The organism is Chelativorans xinjiangensis (assembly GCF_009812055.1).
Taxonomy (GTDB): Bacteria; Pseudomonadota; Alphaproteobacteria; order Rhizobiales; family Rhizobiaceae; genus Chelativorans; species Chelativorans xinjiangense.
Genome location: NZ_WQNH01000032.1, coordinates 1 through 25,994, shown reverse-complemented (window position 1 = coordinate 25,994; position 25,994 = coordinate 1). Strand labels below are relative to the sequence as shown.

The 25,994-nt window shown below is 61.1% G+C and carries 28 protein-coding genes and 2 pseudogenes; 14 read left to right on the top strand and 16 right to left on the bottom strand.

The genetic code is table 11. The features are described 5' to 3' along the window. Window positions 1-27: 27 nt before the first annotated feature. From GM910_RS17980 to GM910_RS26975, 4 genes are all read right to left on the bottom strand, one after another. Window positions 28-1,110, bottom strand: coding sequence for a substrate-binding domain-containing protein (locus GM910_RS17980; RefSeq protein WP_159589714.1), 1,083 nt, complete (start codon window positions 1,108-1,110; stop codon window positions 28-30). A 217-nt stretch (window positions 1,111-1,327) separates the two neighbouring features. Further along, window positions 1,328-2,524, bottom strand: coding sequence for an aldose epimerase family protein (locus GM910_RS17975; RefSeq protein ID WP_246226215.1), 1,197 nt, complete (start codon window positions 2,522-2,524; stop codon window positions 1,328-1,330). A 537-nt stretch (window positions 2,525-3,061) separates the two neighbouring features. Continuing rightward, the gene (locus GM910_RS17970; protein ID WP_159589712.1) at window positions 3,062-4,012 is read right to left on the bottom strand and encodes an MBL fold metallo-hydrolase; all 951 of its coding nucleotides are present in this window, start codon (window positions 4,010-4,012) and stop codon (window positions 3,062-3,064) included. 33 nt (window positions 4,013-4,045) lie between these two features. Continuing rightward, entirely contained in the window at window positions 4,046-4,327 is a 282-nt protein-coding gene (locus GM910_RS26975; RefSeq protein WP_201285538.1) for an alpha/beta hydrolase family protein, read from the bottom strand. A gap of 89 nt (window positions 4,328-4,416) precedes the next feature. Between GM910_RS26975 and GM910_RS17960 the strand changes: the two genes are divergently transcribed. After that, window positions 4,417-5,361: a LysR family transcriptional regulator gene (locus GM910_RS17960; protein ID WP_343032997.1), complete on the top strand. Its 945-nt coding sequence runs from the start codon at window positions 4,417-4,419 to the stop codon at window positions 5,359-5,361. 127 nt (window positions 5,362-5,488) lie between these two features. On the opposite strand, the gene GM910_RS17955 is transcribed toward GM910_RS17960, so the two are convergent. The 4 genes from GM910_RS17955 to GM910_RS17940 all read right to left on the bottom strand — a co-directional run bounded on the left by GM910_RS17955 (window position 5,489) and on the right by GM910_RS17940 (window position 7,544). Continuing rightward, window positions 5,489-5,812 (bottom strand): MarR family winged helix-turn-helix transcriptional regulator, encoded by a 324-nt coding sequence (locus GM910_RS17955; RefSeq protein WP_159589708.1) that lies wholly within the window; start codon window positions 5,810-5,812, stop codon window positions 5,489-5,491. 132 nt (window positions 5,813-5,944) lie between these two features. Next, on the bottom strand, window positions 5,945-6,247 hold the full coding sequence (locus GM910_RS17950) for a 4Fe-4S dicluster domain-containing protein (protein ID WP_159589706.1): 303 nt from the start codon (window positions 6,245-6,247) through the stop codon (window positions 5,945-5,947). A gap of 3 nt (window positions 6,248-6,250) precedes the next feature. Further along, window positions 6,251-6,445, bottom strand: a complete 195-nt coding sequence (napE, locus tag GM910_RS17945) for a periplasmic nitrate reductase, NapE protein (protein ID WP_159589770.1) — start codon at window positions 6,443-6,445, stop codon at window positions 6,251-6,253. A gap of 214 nt (window positions 6,446-6,659) precedes the next feature. Continuing rightward, window positions 6,660-7,544, bottom strand: a complete 885-nt coding sequence (locus GM910_RS17940) for a GGDEF domain-containing protein (protein ID WP_159589768.1) — start codon at window positions 7,542-7,544, stop codon at window positions 6,660-6,662. Window positions 7,545-8,543: 999 nt separating this feature from the next. Between GM910_RS17940 and GM910_RS17935 the strand changes: the two genes are divergently transcribed. Together GM910_RS17935 and GM910_RS27645 are read left to right on the top strand one after the other, a co-directional pair. After that, window positions 8,544-9,854 carry an AMP-dependent synthetase/ligase gene (locus tag GM910_RS17935; RefSeq protein WP_159589704.1) on the top strand — a complete coding sequence of 437 codons (1,311 nt, stop codon included), beginning with the start codon at window positions 8,544-8,546 and terminating at the stop codon, window positions 9,852-9,854. Continuing rightward, on the top strand, window positions 9,854-10,384 hold the full coding sequence (locus tag GM910_RS27645) for an AMP-binding protein (RefSeq protein WP_281354908.1): 531 nt from the start codon (window positions 9,854-9,856) through the stop codon (window positions 10,382-10,384). The genes GM910_RS17935 and GM910_RS27645 overlap by 1 nt, the downstream gene beginning before the upstream one ends. Window positions 10,385-10,561: 177 nt before the next feature. On the opposite strand, the pseudogene GM910_RS27860 reads toward GM910_RS27645, so the two are convergent. The 3 genes and pseudogenes from GM910_RS27860 to GM910_RS17920 all read right to left on the bottom strand — a co-directional run. Beyond that, a pseudogene (locus GM910_RS27860) lies at window positions 10,562-10,660 on the bottom strand (hypothetical protein); the annotation flags it as partial. Beyond that, window positions 10,624-10,983 (bottom strand): BON domain-containing protein, encoded by a 360-nt coding sequence (locus GM910_RS17925; RefSeq protein WP_159589700.1) that lies wholly within the window; start codon window positions 10,981-10,983, stop codon window positions 10,624-10,626. The pseudogene GM910_RS27860 and the gene GM910_RS17925, both read right to left, overlap by 37 nt. A gap of 117 nt (window positions 10,984-11,100) precedes the next feature. Then, window positions 11,101-11,382, bottom strand: a pseudogene (locus tag GM910_RS17920) (hypothetical protein); the annotation flags it as partial. 541 nt (window positions 11,383-11,923) lie between these two features. Between GM910_RS17920 and GM910_RS17915 the strand changes: the two are divergent. The 7 genes from GM910_RS17915 (at window position 11,924) to GM910_RS17885 (ending at window position 18,196) form a co-directional block, all read left to right on the top strand. Then, window positions 11,924-13,135: a thiamine pyrophosphate-dependent dehydrogenase E1 component subunit alpha gene (locus GM910_RS17915; RefSeq protein WP_246226214.1), complete on the top strand. Its 1,212-nt coding sequence runs from the start codon at window positions 11,924-11,926 to the stop codon at window positions 13,133-13,135. Between the two features lie 59 nt (window positions 13,136-13,194). Continuing rightward, complete coding sequence (locus GM910_RS17910; RefSeq protein WP_159589698.1) at window positions 13,195-14,166, top strand: alpha-ketoacid dehydrogenase subunit beta; 972 nt, start codon at window positions 13,195-13,197, stop codon at window positions 14,164-14,166. 77 nt (window positions 14,167-14,243) lie between these two features. Beyond that, on the top strand, window positions 14,244-14,567 hold the full coding sequence (locus GM910_RS17905) for a type II toxin-antitoxin system MqsA family antitoxin (RefSeq protein ID WP_159589696.1): 324 nt from the start codon (window positions 14,244-14,246) through the stop codon (window positions 14,565-14,567). Next, entirely contained in the window at window positions 14,564-15,118 is a 555-nt protein-coding gene (locus tag GM910_RS17900; protein ID WP_159589694.1) for a hypothetical protein, read from the top strand. The genes GM910_RS17905 and GM910_RS17900 overlap by 4 nt, the downstream gene beginning before the upstream one ends. 31 nt (window positions 15,119-15,149) lie before the next feature. Beyond that, window positions 15,150-15,716 (top strand): hypothetical protein, encoded by a 567-nt coding sequence (locus GM910_RS17895; RefSeq protein ID WP_159589692.1) that lies wholly within the window; start codon window positions 15,150-15,152, stop codon window positions 15,714-15,716. Between the two features lie 33 nt (window positions 15,717-15,749). Further along, window positions 15,750-17,219: an MBOAT family O-acyltransferase gene (locus GM910_RS17890; RefSeq protein WP_159589690.1), complete on the top strand. Its 1,470-nt coding sequence runs from the start codon at window positions 15,750-15,752 to the stop codon at window positions 17,217-17,219. 8 nt (window positions 17,220-17,227) lie between these two features. Beyond that, complete coding sequence (locus tag GM910_RS17885; protein WP_159589688.1) at window positions 17,228-18,196, top strand: SGNH/GDSL hydrolase family protein; 969 nt, start codon at window positions 17,228-17,230, stop codon at window positions 18,194-18,196. 35 nt (window positions 18,197-18,231) lie between these two features. Here the strand turns inward: GM910_RS17885 and GM910_RS17880 are convergent, their stop codons facing one another. Further along, window positions 18,232-18,741, bottom strand: a complete 510-nt coding sequence (locus GM910_RS17880; RefSeq protein ID WP_159589686.1) for a hydrolase — start codon at window positions 18,739-18,741, stop codon at window positions 18,232-18,234. A gap of 36 nt (window positions 18,742-18,777) precedes the next feature. After that, window positions 18,778-19,434: a nitroreductase family protein gene (locus tag GM910_RS17875; protein ID WP_159589684.1), complete on the bottom strand. Its 657-nt coding sequence runs from the start codon at window positions 19,432-19,434 to the stop codon at window positions 18,778-18,780. Between the two features lie 163 nt (window positions 19,435-19,597). On the opposite strand from GM910_RS17875, the gene groL reads away from it, so the two are divergent. Further along, window positions 19,598-21,220 carry a chaperonin GroEL gene (groL, locus tag GM910_RS17870; protein ID WP_159589682.1) on the top strand — a complete coding sequence of 541 codons (1,623 nt, stop codon included), beginning with the start codon at window positions 19,598-19,600 and terminating at the stop codon, window positions 21,218-21,220. 50 nt (window positions 21,221-21,270) lie between these two features. Further along, a complete protein-coding gene (locus tag GM910_RS17865) occupies window positions 21,271-21,576 on the top strand; it encodes an XRE family transcriptional regulator (protein WP_159589680.1) in 306 nt (101 codons plus the stop codon). Between the two features lie 334 nt (window positions 21,577-21,910). On the opposite strand, the gene GM910_RS17860 is transcribed toward GM910_RS17865, so the two are convergent. The 3 genes from GM910_RS17860 to GM910_RS17850 all read right to left on the bottom strand — a co-directional run bounded on the left by GM910_RS17860 (window position 21,911) and on the right by GM910_RS17850 (window position 24,697). Next, window positions 21,911-23,383, bottom strand: coding sequence for a DUF6745 domain-containing protein (locus GM910_RS17860; protein WP_159589678.1), 1,473 nt, complete (start codon window positions 23,381-23,383; stop codon window positions 21,911-21,913). A gap of 24 nt (window positions 23,384-23,407) precedes the next feature. Continuing rightward, window positions 23,408-23,761, bottom strand: a complete 354-nt coding sequence (locus GM910_RS17855) for a hypothetical protein (protein ID WP_159589676.1) — start codon at window positions 23,759-23,761, stop codon at window positions 23,408-23,410. A gap of 639 nt (window positions 23,762-24,400) precedes the next feature. Then, window positions 24,401-24,697 carry a transposase gene (locus GM910_RS17850; protein WP_159589674.1) on the bottom strand — a complete coding sequence of 99 codons (297 nt, stop codon included), beginning with the start codon at window positions 24,695-24,697 and terminating at the stop codon, window positions 24,401-24,403. Between the two features lie 111 nt (window positions 24,698-24,808). Between GM910_RS17850 and GM910_RS17845 the strand changes: the two genes are divergently transcribed. Together GM910_RS17845 and GM910_RS17840 are read left to right on the top strand one after the other, a co-directional pair. Then, entirely contained in the window at window positions 24,809-25,183 is a 375-nt protein-coding gene (locus GM910_RS17845) for a hypothetical protein (RefSeq protein WP_159589672.1), read from the top strand. An 82-nt stretch (window positions 25,184-25,265) separates the two neighbouring features. After that, complete coding sequence (locus GM910_RS17840; protein WP_159589670.1) at window positions 25,266-25,622, top strand: carboxymuconolactone decarboxylase family protein; 357 nt, start codon at window positions 25,266-25,268, stop codon at window positions 25,620-25,622. Window positions 25,623-25,994 lie beyond the last annotated feature (372 nt).

Here is a 25,994-nt window from a genome sequence, read left to right as displayed (position 1 = left end):
CGCCCGACAGCAGCACAGGTGCCGGACTCAGTTCTCGTAGCGCTGGCCAACCTGACCGACCGTCTCCTTGGTCACAAGCTGGGCGCGCGTGTCGAGATTGGCAGCTGCGACATTGCGGTCGATCTCCAGGTAGAGCTGCATCACAGGCCAGAAGCCCTGCAGGAAAGGCTGCTGCCCAAGCGAACCGGTGAGCGCCTCTGTCTCAATCAGTTCCTGATGCTTGGGGCCGAGGTCGAAACCGAAGGCGCAGATCTCGCCATTGTCGCCGAGCTGTGCGATGGCGTCGCCGAGCGAGACTGTGACGAAGGCATTGCCGGCAAAAGCACCGACCACATCGCCGCGAGACTCGATCAGCGTCACGATGGAGGCTGTCGGATTATTGGGATCGACATCGACGCCGATGTTCTCAGGTCCCGCGTCGACGGTGAAGTTGTCGAGGATACCCGCCTCGTTGAGGCTCTCGACCACCGCCTCGAATGCATGGGTTACGCGCTCGTTCACCTCCACATTGCCGAGCGTCGTGGTGGACGGCAAAATGATCGACCCGCTGGTGATCCCCTTCTCCTGCAGGCAGTTGACGATCGCCTCACCTGCGATGGCAGCCGCCGAGGAGGGCTGGCCCGTATGGCTGATGTCCGATCGGTTGTAGAGCGTCGGGTCGAAAGAGTTGGTAGTGGCGACCGGAACACCACGGTCGAGCATGGTCTTGACGATGTCGTCATAGGCCCCGGCTTGCGGCGTGGTGAGGATCAGCCCGTCGATGGTCGGATCCTGGATGATCTGATTCAGGATCTCGATCTGGCGCGGGACATCGTCCACCGGCGCTTCGGAACCGAGCATCAAAAGGTTGATGCCGAAGGCATCGGCGGCAACCTTGGCCCCGACATAGGCCGGATCGAAGAAGCCATTGCCGGCCGTGTGGGTCACAATGGCGAAGGTGAGCCGCCCGTCATCCGAATTGAAGTCCTTCGTATCCGGATCTTCCTGAGCGGCCTCCTCGAAGGTATAGCCGCCGACCGCCTGCTCGAGCAGGCCGACCTGTGCGGAGGCGTTCGATGCGATAAGCGAGAGCGCCGCAGCGCAGGCTGCGAGCGGTAAGATGCGTCTCATGACTTTCCTCCCAGTGCATAGGTAGGGCGGACGTCTCCTTGGACACTCCTGCCTTGGCTTTGCATTAGCGTGCCAAGCGTTTCCTCCCTAAGTCATACTTTTCACCCAGAACGACCGTCTGTAAATAGAGCATCTCGTCGAGCCGGATTGACGGCGGTCATGGGCAACTGCACGGCCCCACTCCCCTTCCTGGACAGGGGGTGGAACGGGGCACGCCTCAGCTCCCGTCAGTCAGAAAGCGATGCACGGTTGTGGTTTCGTAGGTCTCGCCCGGACGCAGCACAGTCGACGGGAAGTCCGGCTTGTTCGGCGAATCCGGGAAGTGCTGCGTTTCAAGGGCAAGGCCATCGCTCTGACGGTAGATGTTCCCGGAGGTCCCGACGAGTGTGGCATCTAGGAAATTGCCGGAGTAGAACTGGATCCCCGGCTCCGTCGTCTCGATCTCCATGATGCGGCCGCTTTCCGGGTCGTGGAGCCGCGCCGCCAGCACCAGCGAGTCGTCGTCCGGCCGGTCGAGCACCCAGTTGTGGTCGTATCCACGGCCGTAGACGATCTGCTGATGGTTCTCTCGAACGCGCTCGCCGATCACCGTCGCTTCGCGGAAGTCGAAGGGGGTGCCGGCGACCTCGGCGAGTTCTCCGGTCGGGATCAGCGTCTCATCGACAGGGGTATACCGGCTGGCGTTCAGCATCAGCTCGTGGTCGAGGATCGTGCCTGTGCCTTCGCCGCCAAGGTTGAAGTAGGAGTGGCTGGTGAGGTTGACCACAGTCGGCTTGTCGGTTGTCGCCGTGTAGTCGACGCGCAGTTCGTCGTCGTTTGTCAGCGTGTAGACGACTGTGACATCGAGCGTGCCCGGATAGCCCTCCTCGCCGTCCGGGCTCACATAGGCCAGTTCGAGCGCCTCGCCCTCGTCCGTTTCAACCTCGCGTGCGTTCCAGACCTGCTTGTCGAAGCCCGTCTCGCCGCCGTGCAGCGAGTTCGGCCCGTTATTGGCGGCCAGCGTATAGGTCTCGCCGTCGAGCATGAAGCTCGCCCCGCCGATGCGGTTGGCGTAGCGGCCGGTGATCGTGCCGAAATAGGGGTTCTTGGTTCTGTAGTCTTCGAGGTTGTCGAAGCCGAGCACAACGTTATCCGTGTTACCGTCGCGGTCCGGCACATTGATCGAGGTGACGATGCCGCCATAGGTGATGAACCCGACACTTATCCCGTTTTCGTTGGTCAGGGTATACTCCTCGACCGCTGTGCCGTCCTCGGTCTCGCCAAACGGACGCATCTCGATGCCGTAGGCCGAGGTCGTCATCGTTGCCAGTCCAAGAGCCAGACAAAGCGCGCCGCTGCCGATGGTACTGGTGAAAAGCGCGCTGTACCGGGTGCCGCAGTTCTCGCGCGGCCATTCGCAATGCCATGTACGCATTCATACTCCTCCCTAGGTCGTGTTCGAAACGCGTCCTTCTGCCTTGTTGTTTGCCCTTTTGTCCGATTTTTCGTCGTCGCTGCCCGGTTTTCCAAGCCGACAGTCGCCCCCACGCAAGGTGGTCTGTGGCCTTTCTTCGCCTTCCGTCCGGCAGCCTCGGACACGCTTCGTTTCGAATGTTGAGCATGACCAAAAAGTCATACTATTGGGGTAAGTAATCGACATCCGGAAGCCGTCAAGGCAGGGACTGCCTATTCTATTCGGCGCGAGTGGGTGCCGCTTTCAAAACGGCGCCCGAGACGCTCATCTACCGTCCGGTGCCTGAGACAACCTGAGAATGGATCGGGGTCTGCTGTTGGATCGCGGGAGGACGTCATGAATATCTAGGACGTGGCCGCGGCAGCCGACGGGACTGTACCCATCGTTCATGGCCGGGCTACCCAACTGGGAGCGGCTCGCGCTACCGATGCTGGAAAACACGACCGCCGCGGCAGGCGCGTCGGGTGCGCGCATCGTCTTCCCCGGCATGGTCTATAACTATGGCAGAAGCCCCAGACGTTCCGCGTTGGGCAAAATGGACAGTTCCATGAGAAACAGGAGTTGCTCATTGGGCAGGAAATCCTGCATCGCGGCGACGACCGACGCCGCCCCGGCGTCCGGGTCGCTCAAGTCGGCATTCGCGATCGCCGCCTCGAACCGGTCGAGATAGCTGTCCTGCCAAGCCAGGAAACCGGGTGTGACGGGCATGCCGTGGCCGATATGGAGCACCATGTCCTCGGGCAATTCGTCCTGCAACAGGGCAATCGCCCGTTTCCATTCGGGATTGCGGTCGTCGGCCATATAGGCGTGCATCAGGCCATAGGCGATGTCGCCGGCAAAGGCTTCCGGCCGTTCGCCCTCGTGGATGAAGATACAGTCGTGGTGGGACTCAGCCGGACCGATGTCGCGGACTGTGAAGCGCAGTCCCGGCCCGAAATCCAGCCTGTCGCCGTCGGCGACGGTCTGGTTCGGGAACACGCGGTTCTGCGGCCATTCGGCGCCGAACATTCCACCCAGCAATGCGTCCTTTTCGGCGTCGTCGCGTCGGGCGACGTCATTGACACCGGCGACCGTGACGATCGGCACGTCAAGCCCTGCCGAAAGATTGCCCAGTCCGGCATAGTGATCCGGATGGGGGTGGGTCAGCAAGATCACACGCAGCGGCTTGCCGATGTCGTCCACCCTGGCGCGCAGTGCTTTCGACGAGGTGTCGGTGAGCGTCGAATCCACGACAACCAGCCCATGCTGCCCTTCGACGATGTAGGCATTGACGGGAAAGGGGGCGGCCTGCTCGAAGCGATGGACGGTCGTAGCCGATCCAGGGTCCGCAACAGCGCGTGCCGCACCCGGCAGCGCGATGCTGCTTGCAGCGCCCAGCGTGGTCATCGTCATTCCCTTGGCAAAAGCCCTGCGCGAAATCCCGTCGGTGTCATCCTTGATGGTCCGCATCGGAGCGTTCTCCTTCATTTTCTATTCTGGCCATCAGCCTGAGCTCATGGGCATAGGTTCTGAGCCACTCGCTTTTCCGCCGGGCCGCGTCGGCCGTTGCCGGTCGGGCGTCGAGATAGGCACGGCGACCATGGCGGCCAAATCGTCGAGCTTTTTCTGCGGCTCCTCGTGCTGGCGGATACCGCCGCTGCTCTCGCCGAAATTGCGGTGATCGAAGGCAAGCCCCGGTAATGCGTCTCGTTCGCCCACGCAGTTGGGGAGAAAGAGATGGCCGACGACCGTTTCCCCGGCGACGTTGAAAGAAATCCTTTCCATGTCCGGTGCTCCGCGGTCTCTTTTCATGCACTGTAGACTAGGTTATTTATGAATGCGATTTCGATCGAAATCATATATTCACAACATCAATGCCCTCTCCGAGCGCCGAGGAAATGAAACACAGTCAGCTCGACCTCAATCTGCTGCGCGTCTTCGATGTCCTCATGGAGGAGCGCAGCGTGTCGCGCGCCGCGGCGCGACTGGACCTCACCCAATCGAGCACCAGCAACGCCTTGGACCGTTTGCGTCGCGCTCTCGGCGACCGTGTCCTCGAACGGGAGGGAAACGGCATGGTCCCAACACGCAGTGCGGTGGAGCTCTGGCCTCATGTGCAATCGGCACTCCGGCAAATCGACATGGGGCTTGAGGCGCTGGTACGCTTCGACCCCTCGCGGCTGCGCCAGACTCTCAGCATAGGGATCGACGAATACAGTCTGACCCTGATCGGCGGGGGTCTTATGGCAGCGCTGAAGGAGAAGGCGCCGCATGCGAAGCTGTCATTCCTCTCGGCAATGCCGCTAAACGACGCTGAACAGCTCTTCGCCGGTGCGCTCGATCTGATCGTCGGCCCTGTCTGGCAGAGTTTTCCCGGATTGGAGCGCGCCGTGCTCCTGCATGAGACATTTGTCGGACTGGCCGACGCCGATCATCCATTGTTGCAGAGCGCAAAGGACAATTCGGGTGTCAGCGTGGAGGACTATGTTCGGTTTCCGCACCTTCTTGTCTCGCAGCGCGGCTTCGTTCCGGGAAATGTCGATGCGGGCCTGCACAAGATCGGCTGCCGCCGCGAAGTCGCGGCAACGATACCCTCCTATGCCAGCGCGCCGGCCTTCCTGTCCGGCTCGGAACTCATCCTGAATTTGGGGCACCGGCTCGCCGGGAAGGTCGCAGCCCCGGCAGGTCTCAAAACCTTTGCCCTGCCTCTTGACGTTCCCGGGTTCGACATCGCGATGCTCTGGCATCCCCGCAACACAACATCGAAGTCGCACCATTGGCTGCGCGAGGTGATACGCGAAGTTTGTTCCCGGCTGTAGTGACCGATCCCTACGCATGGCGGCGCAAAGGAAATCGAGATCGATGTCGACGATCCCCTAACCTTGGGCAGTCAGCGCAACGCTGACGCCAAACCGACCCCCGCCCGCGCCCTTGAATCGTCTGTTGTCAATTGGAGCCGCCGTAAGCTTTAACATCATCGCTCAGATGCTGCACGATCTCGATCGTCGTGCGGATGTCCGCCTCGCTGACATCGCCGCCCATGGTCGATGCGATCGAAAGGAGCGAAGCGTTGAGCTCGCGGTAGCGGGCGTCACCTTTGGGCGTCAGCCGCACGAGCCTAGAGCGCCGATGCTTCGGATTGTCGATGAATTCCACGAGCCCCTCGGCCGCAAGCTCATTCGCCAGCCGCTGCATGCGCTGGCGGCTGGTGGGCCGCATTTGGGCGATCTGCGGCACTGTGAGGGAACCAAGCAGCGCGAGGCTTCGCATGAACCCGAAGGCGCCGCCGCCCCATGCGCGTGGACTTCGGTGGCTTCAAAGCCGGAGAGCGCATCGATCACCGCCAGAGCCCGTTCCGGGTTCACCGACACGACCGCGCTCGAGATGTGGTGGAAACGCTGTTCAGGCATCAGCCACCTCCTGCGGCGTCTGGGCAACGTCAATTGCCGTGGCCGGACAGACCGCGGCGCAGTCGCCGCAACGGGTGCAACGGTCGTTTGTGACTTGGGGAATGAACAGTCTGCCTGGTCCCGGCCCAAAACGGATCGCATCCTCGGGGCAGGCGTCCCAGCATACCATGCAGGTCACGCCCGAGCGGGCCAGGCATATATCGGCGATCTTGATCGTTCCCTTGTTGTGGGTCGCGCTGGATCCCCGCCAGTTGCCGGTCAGGAAGTACCTGCGGTTCATGGACACGTCAGCCATCGCTCAGCCTCCTGGCGGTCCCGGCGGGCCAAAGACGATCTGCCACATCCACACGAGAAAGCCGTAGCCGCCGACGACACCGACGGCGAGAATCGGCCAGATGCCGAAGGCCAGCACCAAGAATGTAACCAGTTCCTTCCGCCGGACCGCACGGGTCGCCTGGCTCGCGTCTGCCGCCTCTCCCTTGTCCTGGATCATGAGAACCTCATGTGCCTTGGACCCGTGCATTGCGTCCTCCCGCAGCACGATTTCATCAGGCTAACGCACGAGGATGAAAATTCAATTGCGTAGTGTCGCGTTTTCGAAGATGCATCAGCAGTTTCCAGAGTCCCATGCCAATATGGGCATTTCGGCAATTCCAACTTCAACTGTCAGGTTCATGAGCAATCAAGTGGCGCCCGGGATCCGATGCTCATCCGAGCGCGGCGGCCTGATCCGGGAGGTCATCTGATCTGTAGATGCGGTCGCGCCCGGCCATCTTGGCGGCGTAGAGTGCCTTGTCGGCCCGCGAATACAGGCTGACAGCGACATCGCCGATCTGTGTCTCGGCAATTCCGGCGGAGAACGTGTATCGGAAATCAGGATGGTCGGCGAGCGGTCTTGAGAGACGAACGATTGCGAGCATCCGCTCAATGATCAGTTCAGCCTCTGCAGGGGGCGTATTCGGCAACACCAGCACGAACTCCTCACCGCCTACGCGTCCGAAGCAGTCCGTCCGTCTTACATGCTGGTGGATCTGGCTGGCAAAATCGCAGAGCACCATATCGCCGGCCTGATGACCGTATCGGTCATTGACGCTCTTGAAATGGTCGATGTCGAGCACAGCAAGACAACCGCGCCTGTGGCGTTCGCTTTCCTGTTGTTTGAGCATTTCCTCGATCCGTTCCATGACGAAACGCCGGTTGGCGACGCCTGTGAGATCGTCGGTCTGGGATGCCTTGATGGCCTGGTCTCGATCCTGCCGCAGCGAGCGCTCGTCGGACTGCAGGTCTGTGATGTCGCTGGCGATGCACAGCATAGATCCATCGTCGAGGACGGTCTCGGTCATCCAGAGCCAGCGGCCATCGACGAGGTCCGTCTCGAAGGCCCTGAACCCGGTTTTCCCGCGGCGGGACTGCGTCGAGCGCAGCCATTCCTCGAAATTTTCGGCACGGATGACGGTGCCCCTACCTGCAAGAAAGTTGCGACGCATCAGATCGGACCAAAGGGGCGTCTCGTCAGGACCGATGAACCACGCGGCGCGGAAGGCGGGATTCGCATAGCGCAAGCGGTCGAAGCCGTCATAGGCGGCCACCATGACTGGCGTTATCTCGTGCAGATAGGCGCCATTGGCGTCTACTATGCCGATTTCCGCCAGATCTCGGATCAAGAAGTCATCGACATTCTTGCCCGCGTTGCCGGTCTGCCGCAGACCAAAGGAGCCCTGCTGTCTGAAACGAAGTGGCTGGCGAACCTGCCGGGCCGATTTGCCTTGGGTCCGGAACCCAGGACCAAAGTTGCAGGCAGCAATGACCGATTGATTGATCATGAAGGATTGGAATGTGATCATCAGCGTCTACCAGAACGGCTTCGCCCGGGCAGTCCGCGCGCTCGGCGCTTTGGGAACCATCGATCGCACCCCTACTTCAATCTGCTCGTCATGGCCGTGGAGAACCCCGTTGCCTTGCTGGAAACCGTCGAGCGCTTAACCGAGAGCGACCCGGCTCTTTACGATGCGATTTAGCGCGTTGCGCCGGCAATGCGATGCTTCGAATTCCATTCTGCAGAGGAATTCGAGCAACGAGCAGGTCGATTGCGCTGGAGCGGCTGCCGCACCTCGGTGGGAGGTCATTTCACGTCCGACTGCATCGGCGCGGCTTCAAGCATGAACTGCGAACGCCGGATGCGGAACGTTTTCTCGATGACGCCCTATTCGACGCGCTGGTGCAAGCGGGAACGCCCGGATCACTGTCATTTCCAGACCCGGATTTGGTGATCACAATTGACACCATCGATGATCGTGCAGGGATCGCCCTGTGGAGCCGTGAGGAGCTTCTCCAACACCGGCTTTTGCGACCCGACTAACCTTGACGTGCTTCAATTGATCAACTCTCGCGGCCATAACGTGCAAGATCCGAGAGCGGTGCCGCTTCTCAACATTCACGACAACCTCAGACCCAAATTGGGAGCCGCATTTGTAACTTGGCCGACCGGTGATTTGCCGCCGCCTTCGTGGGAGTCGATATGACACGGGTCAATGAAGCCACTGGCAGGTTGATGCACTCTACCTGCCCATTCGGGTCGGAAAGGCAGGGCCATGGGATTCACATCGACCACGCGCGCTTCCGCGACGGTGGCAGCCGCCAGCGACTTCATCGGTCATAAGACAGCCGGTACCCTTTGGGGATTGTTTTGCGAACGCGTTCGTCGGACGCCCGATAGCGTGGCGTACCAAGAATACGACGAAAGCACCCGCGCGTGGCGTGATCACACATGGCGCGACGTCGCCGCCCGGATCAAGCAGTTCAGGGCAGCATTGGCGGCAGAAGAACTGCGACCGGGCGACCGGGTTGCCGTGGTGTTGCCCAGTGGAACCGATTGGGTGTGCTTTGATCTGGCCGCGCATGCACTGGGGCTTGTTGTGGTCGCGCTTTATTCGCACGACACAGCGGCAAGCAACGCCTACATCCTCGGCCATTCGGATGCTCGCCTGCTGCTCGTCGATACCTTCGTCCGATGGCAATCCTTCGCAGCTCTCCATTCCCAGTTTCCGGCGCTCGAGCGCGTATGGATCCGCGAGGGTGGGCAAGCGAGGGTTCCCGCCGATCCGATACTCCGTTCGCTCTCCAAGATTCTCTCTTTAGGTGGTGAACCACCGCCGGTACATCCTGTTGCGCCAACGTCGCTGGCGACGCTGATCTATACCTCAGGGACCACCAGCCGTCCAAAAGGGGTCATGCTGTCGCATTTCGCCTTGCTGTGGAATGCTGAAGCGTCCGCGACGGTCATCCCGACGCGGTCGGACGACGTGTTTCTTTCGATTCTGCCGCTGGCCCATGCTTTTGAACGAACTGCCGGCTATTATCTGCCGATGGCAGGCGGATGCGCGGTAGCATATGCCCGTTCACCTCAGGACTTGGCCGATGATCTCCTGACGGTAAGACCGACAGTACTGCTTGCGGTGCCCCGTCTTTACGAAAGGATGTACGCTGCGATCCATGCGCGCGCTGGCAGGAGTTCACTGAAGCGTAAGCTCCTGAAGCTAGCAGCATTGCTCGGCTGGCGGCACTTGGTGGCGGCTCAAGAGCAAGGGACAGCTCCGGGATTTGGCGAGCGGGTGTTGTGGCCGTTTCTCCGCCGCTTGGTAGCGGTGCCTGCCATGGCCGCATTCGGCGGACGCCTGCGTATTACAATAAGTGGGGGTGCCTCTCTTGACGAACGCATCGCTCGTTTCCTGATCGGTCTTGGCCTGCCGCTAGTCGAGGGCTATGGCCTCACTGAGGCAGCCCCGGTTGTCACTGCAATGGCGCTTGGGGACAATGTGGTTGGGTCAGTCGGCAGACCACTGCCGGGTGTCGATCTCGAATTGAACCAACAGGGCGAACTGCTGGTGCATTCGCCTCGGTGATGATGGGCTATTGGAAGGATGACGTCCTGACCAACCAAACTCTTGATGCCACTGGCTGGCTCTCGACCGGAGATCTGGCCGAGATTCGCGACGGCCGCGTCTTCATTCGTGGCCGGCTGAGCGAGACGATCGTTCTGTCGATCGGAGAAAAGGTGAACCCGACCGTGATCGAGGCCGAGATTACCTACGATACACTGTTCGAGCAGGCAGCAGTCATAGGCGACCGTCAACCGCATCTTGTTGCAATAATTGTTCTCAACAACGAAGCCTGGAGATCGTTCGCCGAAGAAATCAATACAGACCCAGAGTATCCCAACGCGCCGCCCGTAAAGACGAAGGTCCTCGCCAGGCTTGAACGGCTTCTCGCCGGATTGCCGCGTCATGCGCAGGTTCTTGCAGTTCACCTGACCCTTGAGCCGTGGACGATCGAGTCGGGATTGATGACGCCAACGCTCAAGGTCAAACGGCTGGCCCTCCAGCGCGTTTTTTCGGAAGAAATCGAGCAGTTGTATTCGCAAAGGTCGATTTGAGGTGCCATTACTTAAGCTACTGAGCGAAGCTCCCGACGCCGGATAGCACCGCCCTGCACTTATCGCCAATCTTTCAGTAGGAACGCTTGACCGCCGATCGACACCACAGGCGGTGGTCTCGTGCTTGTTTGCCCGAACATACGAGCCGGTGCCCATGCTGCCGCCGATGAGGAAAGGCTGTCCGACCGCACGAAATCCTTCCGGAAGGGCTGGATGGCCCGCGCCGAGCGAGCGCGTCGCTACTTTACGGATTTGCGCAGCGGAGCGTCCCGCCAACAATGCGACAGAATCGTCCGCCGGTAGGGCCTGACTTCGATCTTGTTGATGACGTCGTCAACTCCGAACACGTACCAGGCATCCGCTTCTGCAGCGTCCCGCATGACGTCGGATTTCACTAGCCCGGTGAGACGGACAACGCGGCCTCGACCGCCTACCCGGATCTGGGGAGCATCGACGAAACGGCTCCTCTCCAGCGCGATGCATACAGCCTCTTCAACAAGGATCGGAGCGTCGTCTTCTAGCGGGCTCACCGCGATTCCGTTGATCAGAAACCCACCACACGAGGAGCCGGCAAGACGCTTGGACGTGAGGCTTGGCATCCTTGAATGTTCCAATGCCGTCGACCTCCCGCTTCCCCCAAGCCAGCGCTGAAATCAGCGGCGATTTGAAGCACGCCGGCAGTCAAAGACGTACTTCCCGACAGACAGCACAACATTTCAGTTCTGGCTCGCCAAGGCGAGATACATCAGCACCAGATCGACGACGGGGATCACCGTCAGCACGCCGAGTCCCAAGGCTACCGGCGCTCCACAGTCGTTCGCCCACATGCGATAGCCGACGAAACCGACGGCAGCCAGGATGATGGCTGTTCCGATGAAGACCGGGGTGCCCTCGGGAACCGCGCGGATATCGCCGGTGAAGCGAAACGCTCTTAACCTTTCCAAGAAATCGGGCCTGAAGGATCCGAGCGCGTCGAGATAGCCGATGTCCTCGTCGCGAAACCGGAATTCTCGGTCTTCCGAAGCAGGTCGTCAAGGCCGCATGCAAGGAGGAAGTCGCAGTTGGATGGTAGCTTTCCCACGAAGAGGCTGAAGACGACGCGCATGGTCACATAATCGCCATCGAAAGAAGCGCGCCGAGCGCAACCGCCAAAATCGTCGCCAATGCCGCCAGCGTCAAGATGGCTATTTGGGATCTCATGCCGCCCATCTTACCTGCTCCGCCGCTGCGCGGGTCGCGCCTGGAACGAAGGCTTCATAATTTAGATGCCGGCGGGTTCCTTCCTTGATCGTCATCAACAACGCACGGCAATCGGCCGCACATCACTTCCCAAGGCATGGTTGTCGTTCCAGGCAATCCATGCGGGCTCAGGCGCTGGCGGGCAGAGATGCAGGCCCTGGTCCATCGGCACCGATCGACATTTGTCACCGTTGACGAAGATCAATGAGAACAACTCTCCCTGGTGAATAATTGTTTTATGCGTCCTGAGTTCAACTGCAGGAGCAGGGTTGGACGGGACGCTTCACGGGAGAGAACGTCATGCTCGACAATCCAGATCACAAAAATGAAGAGCGCATGTCGCCGATGGCGACCTCACGGCGCGGCTTCCTGAAAGCGGCTGCCATGGCGGGCGCCGCCGTATCCTTCGGTACCAGCATCGCCCGTGCCAATGGCGAGATCGGTTTCTGGGCGAAGGACCTCACGGACCAGCAACTCACCGATATGTTTACCACCATCCTGCGTATCCGCTGGCACGAGCGCACGATGGCGGACAAAATGCTGACTGATCCAGAGTATCGCGGCTACAACCATTTCTATGCCGGCCAGGAGGCTGTCGCGACGGGTGTGTGCGCGGCGTTGCGCAATTCGGGCGGCGTTATGCAGGCCGATCTTGCCTATTCAACGCACCGGCCGACCGGCCATGCGCTCGCCAAGGGCGTCGACATGAAGCTGATGGCGGCCGAGAACGATTTCCGCGCCACCGGCCTCAACGGCGGCTATGCGGCCGAGATGCACCTTTCCGATCCGGAGGTCGGCTTCATGGGTGCCGATGGCATGATCGGCCCCGGCCCGGTGATCGCCACCGGCTCGGCCTTCGCCATCAAGGCGCGCGGCAGCGACCAGGTGGTGGTCAATTTCGGCGGTGATGGCACCTATGCGACACCGCACTTCCACTCCACGCTCAACAACGCCGCACTGCTCAAGCTGCCCTTCATATACGTGCTGGAGAACAATCTCTATCACCAGTACGCGCACTACTCCTATTCGTGCCCGATGAAGGACATCGCCGACGCGGCAGCGCCTTACGGCATTCCCGGCATCGTCGTGGACGGACAGGACGTGATCCAGGTCTACAATGCAGCAAAAACCGCGGTGGACCGGGCACGCGCCGGTGAAGGCGCAACACTGATCGAGGCCAAGACCTACCGCTACTACAACCACTGGGGCGCTCCGGGTGCCAAGCCCGGCGAGCTTGGTGCCTTCGGCTACGATCCGCTCGCCATCTCCTCCTTCAGGCCCGAGCGCGAAGTGCGCGCCTGGATGCAGCGTGATCCCGTCGATATCGCCCGCAAGATCATGATCGACTGGGGCGTGATCGACGCCGCCAGGGCCGAAGGGATTGAAGCCTCCGTGAAGCAGGAAGTTGCCGACGCCTTCGCATGGGCAGCGGAGCAGCCGCTCTGCAAGCCCGAGGACGGACTCAGACACGTCTTCGTCGAAGGCACGGTCGAGGCACGCCAGTTCGGTTGACGAGGCTGCACCGGCAGGACCGGCGCCCCGCCGCCGGCACGAGATGAAAGGTTACGACAATGGCACGCAAAAGCTGGATGTATTCGGTCCTGGAGGCCGTGCAATACGAGATGCAGCAGGATCCGAACATGCTGTGGATATTCGAACTGACCCCGCCGGTCGCCTCGAATCCCGGCAAGCCGGTGATCAATCTGGAGAAGGAGTTCGGCCGCGGCCGGGTGGTCAACACCGGTATTGACGAGAACTGGATGGTGTCGGCCACGCTGGGCGCCGGCCTCGCCGGTTCCAGAGCCGCGACATACGTGCCCTATCAAGGCGCCTGTATGCCCTTCCAGGTGATCCAGAACCATGCCGGCAAGCTGCGACATATGACCGGCGGCAAGGCCTCGATGCCCGTCGTCTTCGTTATGGAGATGACCGGCCAGACGCCGGGCTTCGCCGGACAGCATTCCGATTACGAAATCGACACCTACTACGCCCACATTCCCGGCGTGAAGACGGTGATCCCGTCGACGCCCTATGACGCCAAGGGGATGATGGTCTCGGCCCTGCGCGATCCGAACCCCGTCGTCTATCTCTATCCGGCCGGCCTGCGAGAACTCATCGAGGAAGTGCCGGACGAGCAGTACGAGGTGTCGCTCGACAAGGCGATCGTGCGCATGGAGGGCAGCGACCTCACTATCGTCGGATCCGGCGCCAGCATGCCGGAGGTGATGAAGGCGGCCGAGGCGCTGAAAGCCGAAGGTATGAACGTGGAGGCAATCGACCTCAGGAGCCTGAAGCCGATGGATACCGAGACGCTGGTGAACTCGGTCAACAAGACCAAGCGGCTGCTCACCGTCGACCAGTCCTATTACACGCTGTGTCCCGGCGCGGAGGTGATCGCGCGCGTGGCCGAGAATGTCGACGGTGCACGCTACAAACGCGTGGCCTTTCCCGACGCGCCGCCGCCCGCCTCGCCGGAGATGTTCGTGTGGATGCGACCGAACGCTGACCACATCATCGGCGCAGCGAAGAAGCTGGTCGGCTAACTCCTTCCACCGGCCGGAGCCGGGCGCGAACCAGATGCTTGGGGTGGTTCGCGCCCGGAAGTACTAAGGAGAATCACGTGAACATCTCTGCCACACAAGCCGCCACCGAGACGGCGCATCATGAATGTCCGCAATGCGGCAGCACGGCGCTGCGGGAGGAGAAGGTAAAGTCCTCATTCTGGCATGGCGACCGCCTGGTCGTGGTCGAGGACATTCCGGCTCTTGTCTGCGGCAGGTGCGGTGAGCGCTTCTATGACGATGCGACCATCACGGCGCTCGATCTCATGCATGGCGGCGGCTTTCCCGCTGGGGAGGCAAAGCGGGAGATGCATGTGCCCATCTTCTCCTTTGCGCACCGTGTGCCGTCCGAGCTTGCTCCACTCCAAGAGGAGGAAACGTGACGCCTGGGATCAAGACGGCGATCATCGTTGGCGCCGCCCTTTGGCTGGGCGCCGGCACCCTGCTCGCGCAGCCGGAATTCGATTTCATGCCTGATGGCGGGCGTGAGACGCTGCTGCGCCTTGCCCAATCCTCCGCGGTAGATCTTAAGGCGCTCATCCACAGGACTGCCGGTGAAGAGGATTGGTCGGCCACGATCTCCAGCGCCGATCCTTCACTGTCATCCGACGCAGTCGAAACGCTCGCTTCCTACCTGGCGGTCAACATGCCGGTGGAGGGCATGTCCCCCGATGCAACGAGCCCGGAGGAACTCGCCGCCGCGCTTCCGCCTGACGGGAAAGAACTGGCGGTCGCCAATTGCCAGTTCTGCCATTCCTTCTTCACCGGCTACCTCGCCCACGACCGCGATGCGGAGGGCTGGCGCAGCACCTTCAAGGCGCCGTTCCACAAGGAGCTGCCGATGACGGAGAAGGAGCGTGAGACCTTCGCCCGCTATTCGGCGATTAACATGCCCATTCCCTACGACAAGGTGCCGGAGGATCTGCGCTTCTGAGGACGCAGGCCGAACTGTACGGAGGCGACTGATGAAATACATATTGGGATGCACGGCAGCCCTTCTCGGAATGACCCTGGCGGTCGGCTTGCCGGTCGCCGCACAGGAAGACGATCTTTTCTCCTTCATCCCTGACGGCGGCAGGACATTGCTCGGCAATCTCATCGCCGAGGGAAAAGTGGACCCGGGGGATATCCTATCGGCGAACCAGGACCGGGGCGCGTGGAAGGCCTATCTTGACGGCCTCTCCACCAGGCTCGACGAAACACAAACCGAGACGCTTGCAGCCTATCTTTCAGCCACCATGCCTCCGGCGGCGAAGGGCGGCGAAACCATCGATACGGGCGGCCTTGCCCTGCCCCGCGACGGCCGCGACCTGACGCTCGAGTTCTGCCAGTCCTGCCACATCATTACGGTCGTCATAACGCAGGACCGTTCGCGCGAGGCCTGGCTCGGCACGATGAACAAGCCGAGCCATGTGGAGATCGACACCACCCAGGCCGAGCGCGAGGCGATCGCCGACTATCTTATCCTGAACGGCGGCATTTCGATCGACGACGTGCCGGAAGAGTTGCGCGCCGGTGGGGCAACCTACTGAGGCGCAACGCGCGTATGAACGGGACGATGCGGGATGCTCTTCAACTCCTTCGGCTTCTTCCCATTCCTCGTCGCGACGCTGCTGGTTTTCATCTGGCTCCCGCTCCACTGGCGTTGGCCGTGGCTGCTTCTCGCCAGCATCGTGTTCTACGGCAGCTTCGGCGCAGGCAACCTCGTCTTCCTGTTGGCGGTGATCGCCTGCGCGTGGGCCACCGGCTACGGCCTCACCCATACCAGTAGCACGCGCCTGCGCCGCCTCATCTTTACAGCCGGTTTGGTGATCATTCTGGGCTCGCTCGCTGCGCTTAAATTCTACGACTTTCTCGCCAGCGAGATCGAGCGGTTCGCCGCTGCCTATATCGCGTTGCCGAACATGGTCCTCCCGCGCCTCGGCATCACTGCTCCCGTCGGATATTCCTTCTACGCCTTCATGGCTGCAAGCTATGTGATCGACGTCTATCGTGGCGTGCAGAACCCCGAGCTTAACGCAGGCAGGCTTGCCCTCTTCGTTGCCTGGTTCCCAAAGATCCTCGCCGGCCCCATAGAACGCGCCCCGCGTCTTATTCCGCAGATTGCCGGCGTGTTGAGGCCAGATTCAATCCTCTTCTTGGCAGGCCTGCAACTCGTCGTCTGGGGCCTCTTCAAGAAGGTGGTAATCGCCGACAATCTCGCGCCTGTCGTCGACAATACGTTCCGCATCGCGGCCTACGCCTCCCCCATGGAGCTTCTGATCGCGGTCTATTTCTTCGCCTTCCAGATCTATTGCGATTTCTCCGGCTACTCCGACATCGCCATCGGCATCTCGCTGCTGTTCGGCATCAGGCTGATGGAGAACTTCCGGCGTCCCTACCTCGCGCTCTCGACGGCCGAGTTCTGGTCCTCGCGCTGGCACATTTCGCTCAGCCACTGGTTCCGTGACTATCTCTACATCCCCCTCGGCGGCAGCCAAGTGGGTGCCGTCCGCCGTTATATGAACGTCATGGCCGTCTTCATCGTCAGCGGCCTGTGGCACGCCGGGCTCGGCTACGGGATCGGCTGGACCTTCCTCGTCTGGGGCGCGCTGAACGGCGCCTATGTATGGGCGGGCTTGGTGTCGCGAGGCTTTTGGAGTGGTGTCGCGGCCTTTCTCCCGAAGATGGCCGCGAGCGCAAGCCTGCGCCTCCTGCGCATCGTCTTGACCTTTCACCTCATAATGGTGAGTTGGATTTTCTTCCGCGCCCACACGATCGACCAGGCAACCATTGTGATCGGCAAGATCTGGACCGCTCTTCCCGGCCTGCCGGGACTTGCCGTGAGATATCCGTTCACGGCGGATCACGCATTAGGCGCTGTACTGATCCTCGTGCTGATCGCCGTCGAAGTCCTCGACGAGCGCCGGCCGCTCTTCGAGCGCCTTGCCGCCGCTCCGCGAATCTTGCGCTGGAGTGCCTACTATGCCGGAATATTCGGACTCATCGTCGTCGGCCGCTGGCAGGCCGGCGAGTTCATATACATGCAGTTCTGAGGCCGGTCATGGAACACATCAGCCCGATCAGGAAAGGCCTGCGCACCGGTACCGCCGCCGGCTTCATTGTGCTTGGCCTGGCGCTCTACGCACTGCTCTTCGCCGCGGCCGAATGGCTGGTCTATCGCAATGGACAGATGAACCCGATCTTCAAGATCGAAACGGCCGAGAGGCAAGAATTCGACTGGGTTATCCTCGGCGCCTCGCATGCCATGCCACTCGATTTCGACGATTTCAACGATGACATGGAGAGGCGGACGGGCAAGGCGATCCTCAACCTCGCCGGCCCCGGCACGGGCCCCCTCTATAACCGTTTCGCGCTCGAGCACTTCCTGTACAAGCACCGTGCGCTCAACGTACTCTACGTCGCAGACAGCTTCGCCTTCCGCTCGCCAATGTGGAACGAGGAGCGCCTTTCCGATGCGAAGCTGCTTGCCAGAACGCCTTTCAGCCCGATCATCGCCGGAAGCCTCGTCGGCTATGTGATGCACGAGGGCGTCGACCCGCTCGCCCTGCTCGACTATCTAACCGGCTTCTCCAAGATCAACAACCGACGCCGCTTCAGCCAGGATGTCTGGGAAGGGGAGGCCTCCTTCGATCGCGCCTTCAAGCCTTCGGCCACCGCTGAGAAGAAGCGAGTAGAGTATCTCTATCCGCCCGTCACCGACGAACCCGCCATACGCGATCGCTATTTCCGAGACTTCACCCGGCTAATCGCGACCGCCAAGCATCACGGCGCACGTGTAACGGTTGCTAAATTCCCGCTGCCTCCGCGCTTCAAGGCACTGTTGCGGGATGAAGCAGAGTTCGGCGCCGCGTTGCAGGCCCTCGCCATCGATCAAGGCGTTGCGTTCGTGGACTTCTCCGACGTGCTGACCGAATTCATCTACTACGCTGATACGGACCATCTCAACCGCGCAGGGCTGAGCCTCTTTTTCGAACTGCACCTCATGAAACTATTCATGGCGCAACAGTAATGGCCATGCTTCGAAGCGCGGCAGCAAGATTCCCCTCACTCGACCGCCGCAACCCCGACGACGTAGTTCTTCCCGTAGGCTTTCGCGCATTTTGGGCAGGTCGTGTAGAAGAAATAGATGTCGCCGGGTTGCGAGCCACGCTCGCGTACAGCGTCCTTCATTTCCTCATACCATCCTCCCGTCCGGCTATACGGACCCTCGAACAACTTGGTCACGAAGTCGCCAGTCAGGCTCGTCATCTCTTCTTCCGGAACGCGCTTGGAGACAGAGAAGAGGTGCTCCGTTCGCCACGGCGACACGTCACGGCTGAGAACGATAAAGTCGTTGTAGTCGTATGCGCCCGCCTCTTCGATGTGCTTGTTGACGCGCGAGAACACGCTGCTCATGTTTACAGGGACGTGAAACACGCTTCGCGAAACTGCCTTCACGAACGTCTTGTCCCTGAAATGCAGGTCTTGCCCGTCCCAGCCGGTCGGATTGAACTTGGGGCAGCAGCCGGTAGTGTTGATCGAAGCATCATATTTTGGAAGTTCGTTTGTCTTCATCTCCGCAGCCTTCGTAAGACGATAGCGGCCGCCCCTTTAGCCCGCCTGCGGATAACCCACTGGCTGCACGAAGGTGACGATCTGGCTCTCGGGCAGATCGAGAATCTGCGCGAGCCCAGACTTGTCCGCGCCGCCAACCAGACATGTGCCGAGGCCAACCGAAGCGCAGTAGAGATAGACGTTCTGGGCGATGATTGCCGCATCGACATGCGCCGACTGAATCTGCTCCTCCTCGGAAGCCTCGTACATGCGGAAGCGGTCGGCGACATAGACGAGAACCGTCGGCGCAGTTCCGATAAAGGGCTGTGGGCTGGCTTTCCCGCGGATATCCTGCGCAAGCACAGACTTGGCGGACTGTGTGACAGGATCGAATTTGCGCACCCCGCCAGCGTCCGCGACGTAGATGTCCGTCTCCATCGAGCTGCGCCACGATGGCGCAGTTCTATATCCACTTTCAGGACGGTTCACCCCGAAGGCACACCACAAGAGCGTGGACAGGATGTCGTCATCAATCGTCCTGTCGGAATAAAGCCGCGTTGAACGCCGCTCCGACAGCGCGTCGAGCAAGCCCATTCCGCCGCTTTTCCGCGCCGTCGGCAGGGCACCCGGAGTGTTGGTCAGAGCCGCTTTGGAAGAGAGCCAACCTGCCATCGCCGCAGAGGCCAGAAACAGGCGTCGTGTGAGCATGCGCATCTTTATCTCCCGGCTCGAGTCCCCGGGCCATTCTGAACAGTGCGCAAAGTTCATCATTGACGCGGATCAAGCATACGTCCGCCACGGTGTTTGACCGGCATCAATGTCGCTGCTCCCGGGCCAGAGTAAGCTGATTATCAAGGAATATTTGAGAGGCCGGCACATGGCGCACAAACAGGTTTTCTTCCGTTCCGCTGCGCGCGAAAAGATCCTCCTCGGAGCGACGCAGCTGGCCGACGCGGTGCGCGTCACCCTCGGACCGCGTTCGAAATCCGTGCTGATCGAACGAAAATGGGGAGCGCCAATCGTCTGCAACGATGGCGTCACCATCGCCAAGGAATTCGATCTCAAGGATCCCGAGGAAAATCTCGGCGCCCGCATGCTCCGGCAGGCGGCCGAGAAGACCGGCGACATGGTCGGCGACGGCACCAGCACGTCAACCATCCTCGCTCACGCGATCTTGGCCGACGGTGTGCGCAATGTCGTCGCCGGAGCAAGCGCCATCGACATCAAACGCGGTCTGGACCGCGCGACGAGAAGGGCGGTGGAAACGCTGAAGGAGATTTCCCGGCCGGTGAAGACCCGGCGCGAGAAGGAGCAGATCGCAACGATATCGGCCCACAACGACCCGGCGATCGGCGAGCTTATCGGCGAGGCCATGGAGAAGGTCGGCGGCGAAGGTGTCATCACGGTGGAGGAGTCGAAGACCACCGAAACGGCACTTGAGGTCGTTGAGGGCATGCAGTTCGACCGCGGCTTCATCTCCCCCTATTTCGTGACCGATCCGGAAAAGATGGAAGCCGTGCTTGAAGACGCGGTCGTGCTCATTGTCGACCGCAAGGTGTCGTCGCTGCACGACCTGATCAAGCTCCTTGAAGCGGTCGCCAAGTCCGCGGCTCCTCTTCTCGTCATCGCCGAAGACGTGGAGGGCGAGGCCTTGGCCACGCTCGTCGTCAATCAGATTCGTGGCATGTTTCGCAACTGCGCCGTCAAGGCGCCGGGGTTTGGCGACCGCCGCAAGGCGATGCTGCAGGACATCGCCATATTGACCGGCGGGCAGGTCGTCTCAGAGGAGATCGGCATCAAGCTTGAAAATGTCGGCATGGAGCAGCTGGGGCGTGCCAAACGCATCGTCATGGACAAGGACAGCACGACGATCATCGGCGGTGCGGGCGCGGCGCAGGCTATCAAGGCGCGCATCGAGCAAATCCGGCGCGAGATCGAGAACACGACGAGCGACTATGACCGCGAAAAGCTCCAGGAGCGCCTTGCAAAGCTCTCCGGGGGCGTTGCCGTTGTCAGGGTCGGCGCACCGACGGAAGCCGAGATGAAATCGAAGAAGGAAGCCTTGGACGATGCCATCAGCGCCACGAAAGCCGCGGTCGCTGAAGGTATAGTTCCCGGTGGCGGGCTCGCGCTTTTGCGCTGCATAAGCGCCATCGTCGAAGAAGAGAAGCTCTGCGAGGGCGACGAGCGCACTGGCGTTCAGATCCTGAGGCGCGCGCTCGAAGTGCCGGTCCGGCAGATTGCCGAGAACTCGGCTGCCGACGGTGGCGTCGTGGTCGCGAAAATGATCGAGGGAAGCGGCAATTTCGGTTTCGATGCGGGGCGCAAGGAATATGTCGATCTCGTCGAGGCCGGCATCATCGACCCGACCAAGGTCGTGCGCATTGCCCTCGAAAACGCCGTCTCGGTCGCCAGCGTCCTGCTCCTGACGGAAGCCACCATGACCGACATCCCCGAAGCGCCGAAGGAACGGTCGTCGGAAACGGAGATCACGATGTAGGCCTCTGGATCGGAAACTGGAGTTTCGACTCCACCAGCGAGGCAGAAGGCATGACGATCACGTCCGAACAGTGTCTTGCAGCACGAATCCTGACTCATGTGGACAGGTCACTGCTATCCGCCACATCCGGCGTTGCCGTCGCCGTCATCGCCCGATTCGAGAGGTTCAGCGCACTGCCCTCCGCTGAAGACATGGAGCGCCTGCGACATGGGCTCGAAAGACTGGGAGCGGACTTCATTGGCGAGGATGCCTTCGGTGGAAGAGGCGTAAGGCTTCGCTTCGATGCAGAGATGTCAAAACGGATTTCTGCGTGGGAGGATGAAGGAGGCTTGTCTGGCGAGGACGACGTGCCCTAAGGTTCGATCTTATGTGCATCCTCGCGTTCCCCGCCAAGACCCTGCGCACGCACGGAGCGGCTGCTTGTGACGCGCCCAGTTCCGTCAGTGTCGGTCCCAGCACACCGCCACATCCTGACCCTTTGGGACCTTGTCGCCATCCTGCTGGTGCTCGACGCTATGGTCTTTTTTCGCCGAAGCCAGCCGGGGGGTCATGCAGCCACTTTCCGAGCCGGGAGCAAGTCCGATCACGCTCGACCCGGCCACCTTGCCCGGCTATGCTGTCCGTGTCTGTTGGTCAAGTTGCGCAGTCAGGCCGGCTGGTGCGTAGAGCGGCATAGAGGTCGCATGCGCTTCACGATTGTGCGACCAGATTGTACTCCTCGGCAGACAGATCGAAGGTCCAGGCAACAGCCTGGCGCGCCGTCGTCGCCGTCGGCGGCACTCGCAGCCAGAACTCCCTTAGGCTGCCATCCGGCTCGGGCGTATGGTTGACCACGCGCACCGCCATGAGCGGTTCGCCCAAGCCCTGCCTGAGACGATAGAGGCGACCGCAGTCATCGTGCTGAATTTCGGACGCTCCAGCTTCAACACAGTAGCGTCCCAGTCCATAGCGCTGGATCAAGACCCTTCGTTGCGCAGGATCCGCTTCGGCATGAATACGCGAGAGCGTGACCGGCCGGTCCGGGTCGATCACCTCAGGGGAAACCAGCTGACCATGCCAAGCATAAAGGCGCGTACCATCTGCCCAGGCCAATGCCGGACCGTTCTCGGCGTGTGGCCTGCCTTCAGGATCGAGCGCAATGGTTGTTGCGGGGCGCACCGCCACCGCGATCGCGGCAAACGGGTAGAGCCGGTCGACGTGAAAGGCCAATTCGGCAAACGTCGCCGCCATGCCGGGCGCGCTGGTTTCGCCTACGACCGCGGCCTGCGCTGCGCTTTCGATTCCATCGAGGTGCGGGGTCACACCGATCCCCGGGTTTCGCCATACACCACCCCCGATCCAGATGGAACCAGTCCAACTGGTGTCCTGCGCTACTTGGATTGTTCTGCCGGAATCGAGGAGGAACGCATGCCGCGGAATGAAGGGTTGCCCGTGAGCGGCGCGATAAGCGTGGATCAGCGTATCGTCTACTCGGAGGTCAACGGTGGTTCGCTGGAACGACGCCCAGGCGTTCTCCTGCACGCGCTGGAGCCGCACCGCAACGGTAGTTGAGGGTGTGAGCTTGCGGAGAGCTTGCGGTAGATGGGCATAGGCGCTCCGCATCCGCACGCGAAGGAACACACCCGGCAGCGTGCCGACCAACGCTGCGACCGCGAGTGCAACGCCGCGTCCAACCGGCTCGGCAGGCAACCCGCCGAGGTGAAGCAAACCCAGAACCCACCCTGCCAGAGCAACAAAGATCACTGCGCCCACGAGGATCAGCTTGGCGGGATGGGAGCCGCTCGGCACACCCGGCGGCAAAGGCAGCTTGGGGAGGCCTCCAAGTGCGAGGCCGAAACCCGCCAGAACAGTGCTCCATAGCACAGCCGTCGCGGGAGGCCGGGCAGCTACCGCGCTGTCATCTAGCGCTAGTGCCAAACCGACACTGGCCGTTGCCCCAAAAATCAGAATGGCCAGAGCCATTCGGTTCAGCCGTCGCGGCGGATTCTGAACAAAGGCGATTGCCTGTGCCGCATCGCTCGGTCCATTCGCCCAAAGGATCTCGCTAGGCTCAGCCAAACTGTTTGCCTTATAGGCCCGCCGGACTGCTGCTTCGGCCGGGGGCAGGTCGAATTTGACCCGCCCGGCGAGCCGTTCGCGCCAAGCCTTGACGTTATGCACCATGTCGCCACCGCCCTTTGACGAAGGTCAGTCGTCTACCAGGCGCGGCACAGCGCGCGGCTGATATTCGCGCTGCTGTACAACCCGATAATTACCCGGTGGAATTGCCAGCGGTGCGTGCTCCTCGTGTGTCAGCTCGACGGGACCGGAACCAGTCACACAGATGAAAGTGCCTCCACTACCGCTGCCGTCTTCGCGGAAATAGCAGACCCGATCGGCCGCCATTGTATGCGCGTGTCCGGTTCGCTCACCAAGGGCGAGTACGACGCGCCCGTTCTCAGCCGCATTTTCATGCGCACTGTCAGGAATCTCGGTACAGGGAACGAGCAGAACATCGCCCTGCCTATAAGAAAGAGGAGCGTGCTGCTTCAGCTCGGGCATGATTTTATCCTCCTTTGGTATCCGTCATCCTCTTCTTCAGATACTCATGTTGAAGACTGCGGCATTCCGCGGCTGGATTAGACCTTTTCCAAGCCTTAAGTGTCTTTGACGCAGGTCAAATCGATCGCAAAATGGAGACGCCGGAAGGTCATCGCACACGAGCGAACGGGCAGGCACCTCAATGCTGGTGCGTTCTGGTGGTTGCTGTCAGCATTCATGTTCTCCGCTGTGCGGTATCCGAAGCGGCCAAGAACTGGCCCCGTGAAAAACCTGACCAGGACGATGCTAGACACAGGAACCGTCGTTCTTGTGTCGGAGGAGAATGAGAAGCTCGCCTCCTCACCAAGGTGGTCGCGCACCCGGCGCGGGTCCGCATCGTGCGCCTGCTGCACGAGAAGCGGCCTGCATCAGCTGCGACATCGTCGACGAGATCGAGCGCCCGAGGGTCTACTATTCGCTCGATCCTGCGGCTCTGGAGCCGCTGAAGGGGTCCCTCAAAGACGTTTTCGGCATGCAGTCAACAGAGAATGAGAATTGCTCGGATCGGCGAAAGCGGTGCCCCCGGAAGCCGAACCGACGATGGGGTGGTCCATTTGAAGGTGTACCCTCAACCGCAGGCTTGGAGGAGACCGTCCATGTTCAGAAAGGCCCTCGCCGGCGAAAGGCCAACGCCGACGAGGAGAGCGCAGCGAGGTGATCGAAGAAGGTCTCGAAGACGCCGGCTTTGCTCAGCCGGTCGAACCGCTCCCATACGCTGTTCCACTTGCCGAAGCGCTCCGGCAGCGCCCGCCAAGTGATGTTGTGGACCGAGAAATAGTGCAGCGCCTCCAGAAACAGTTGGCCGTTCCGGCCTTTCGCCCCGCGCCGCGGCAGCAGCGAAGCGTGGGACACCTCCAGCGCGTTCGCACAATCCGTATCCGTCATCCACGTAGACATCAGCGACCTCCAAATCAGTCAGCAATCCATGAATCAGATTGAATCCGTTCGCAGAAGCAGGAGATTGCCTAGACGGTCGCACGAACGGAATTGATCCCTATCAAGGAGTCCATGGCGCAAGCGACTAGAGTGGTGGGACTTTGCGTTTGGAGAAAAGAGGATGGGGCGAAACTCGATTACGAGAAGGCTCTCCTGAGCCCTGCTTCGATCTTCGAGAAGCCTGAGGATGTTTTGACATGCAAAGGCCTGACGGCACGGCAGAGGATCGAGGTCCTCCGGGGGCGGGAGTACGACGAGAGCAAGGTCGCAGTGGCGGTCGAGGGAGGTGCCAGATGGGAAAGTACACTGCTGCAGCGCATCCTGATCGCACTCGAACAGCTCCCCGGAGGCATTGATGCCGAACACATAGGTCCCGACGAAGCAGCAAGGGCTTCATGTCTCGGACCCGACACATACGCCCAAGGAGTAAGGGATAGACGCAGCTGAGACCGGGGTCCGGGTCTTGAGTCGGATCCGGTCGGATCGCCGCAGAAACGGGCACGAAGGACGAGAAAGAGGGCGCACCACCATGATCAAAGATTTCGATCAGATCGCCAATGATGTAATGACCGGCGTCGGTCTGATACGGGAGGGTGCACCGGATGCCATCAAGGCGTTTGGGGCGTTGTCCACTTCGGCCACCGCGACGCATGCGATTGACAGCAAGACCAAGGAGCTGATGGCGCTCGCAATCGGTATCGCGGTTCATTGCGACGGCTGCGTCGCTTACCATACGAGGATGGCGCACCAGCATGGCGCAAGTCGCACGGAGGTCGCCGAGACAGTTGCGCTGGCGGTCTACATGGGCGGCGGGCCGGCGGCAGTCTACGGAGGTGATGCGCTCCGCGCCTACGACCAGTTCAGCGGCGCCAGCAGAGGCGAATAGGTGTTCGAGGGCTAAACGCCGTGGAAGGATGGACAACGGGGTTGACCACCGCGGGTGCTGGCGAGAGCCTCAGATATTTCTGATTCGTCGCGGACACCGAAAAAGAGGGACTTCACAAGCGGTTAAGCTTGCGAAACCTCTATCAGATCATGACTTCGAGCGAGTTATGTGACGAAAGTGGGGGCGTGCAACCGTCGATATCAGCAGGGTCTTTTCCAAGCGGCGGCATAATGCGTGACCTGCTCCCCGCTTTGTCCCCGCCTATAGGTTAGCTCTGTGGCCTGGTGAGGTGCTTCCCGACTTTGGATCGCCCCGGGCGGGAATTTCCGGGGTGTCTGGCTCAGGGTGGCGCAGCCGCCGATGAGCCTTTCA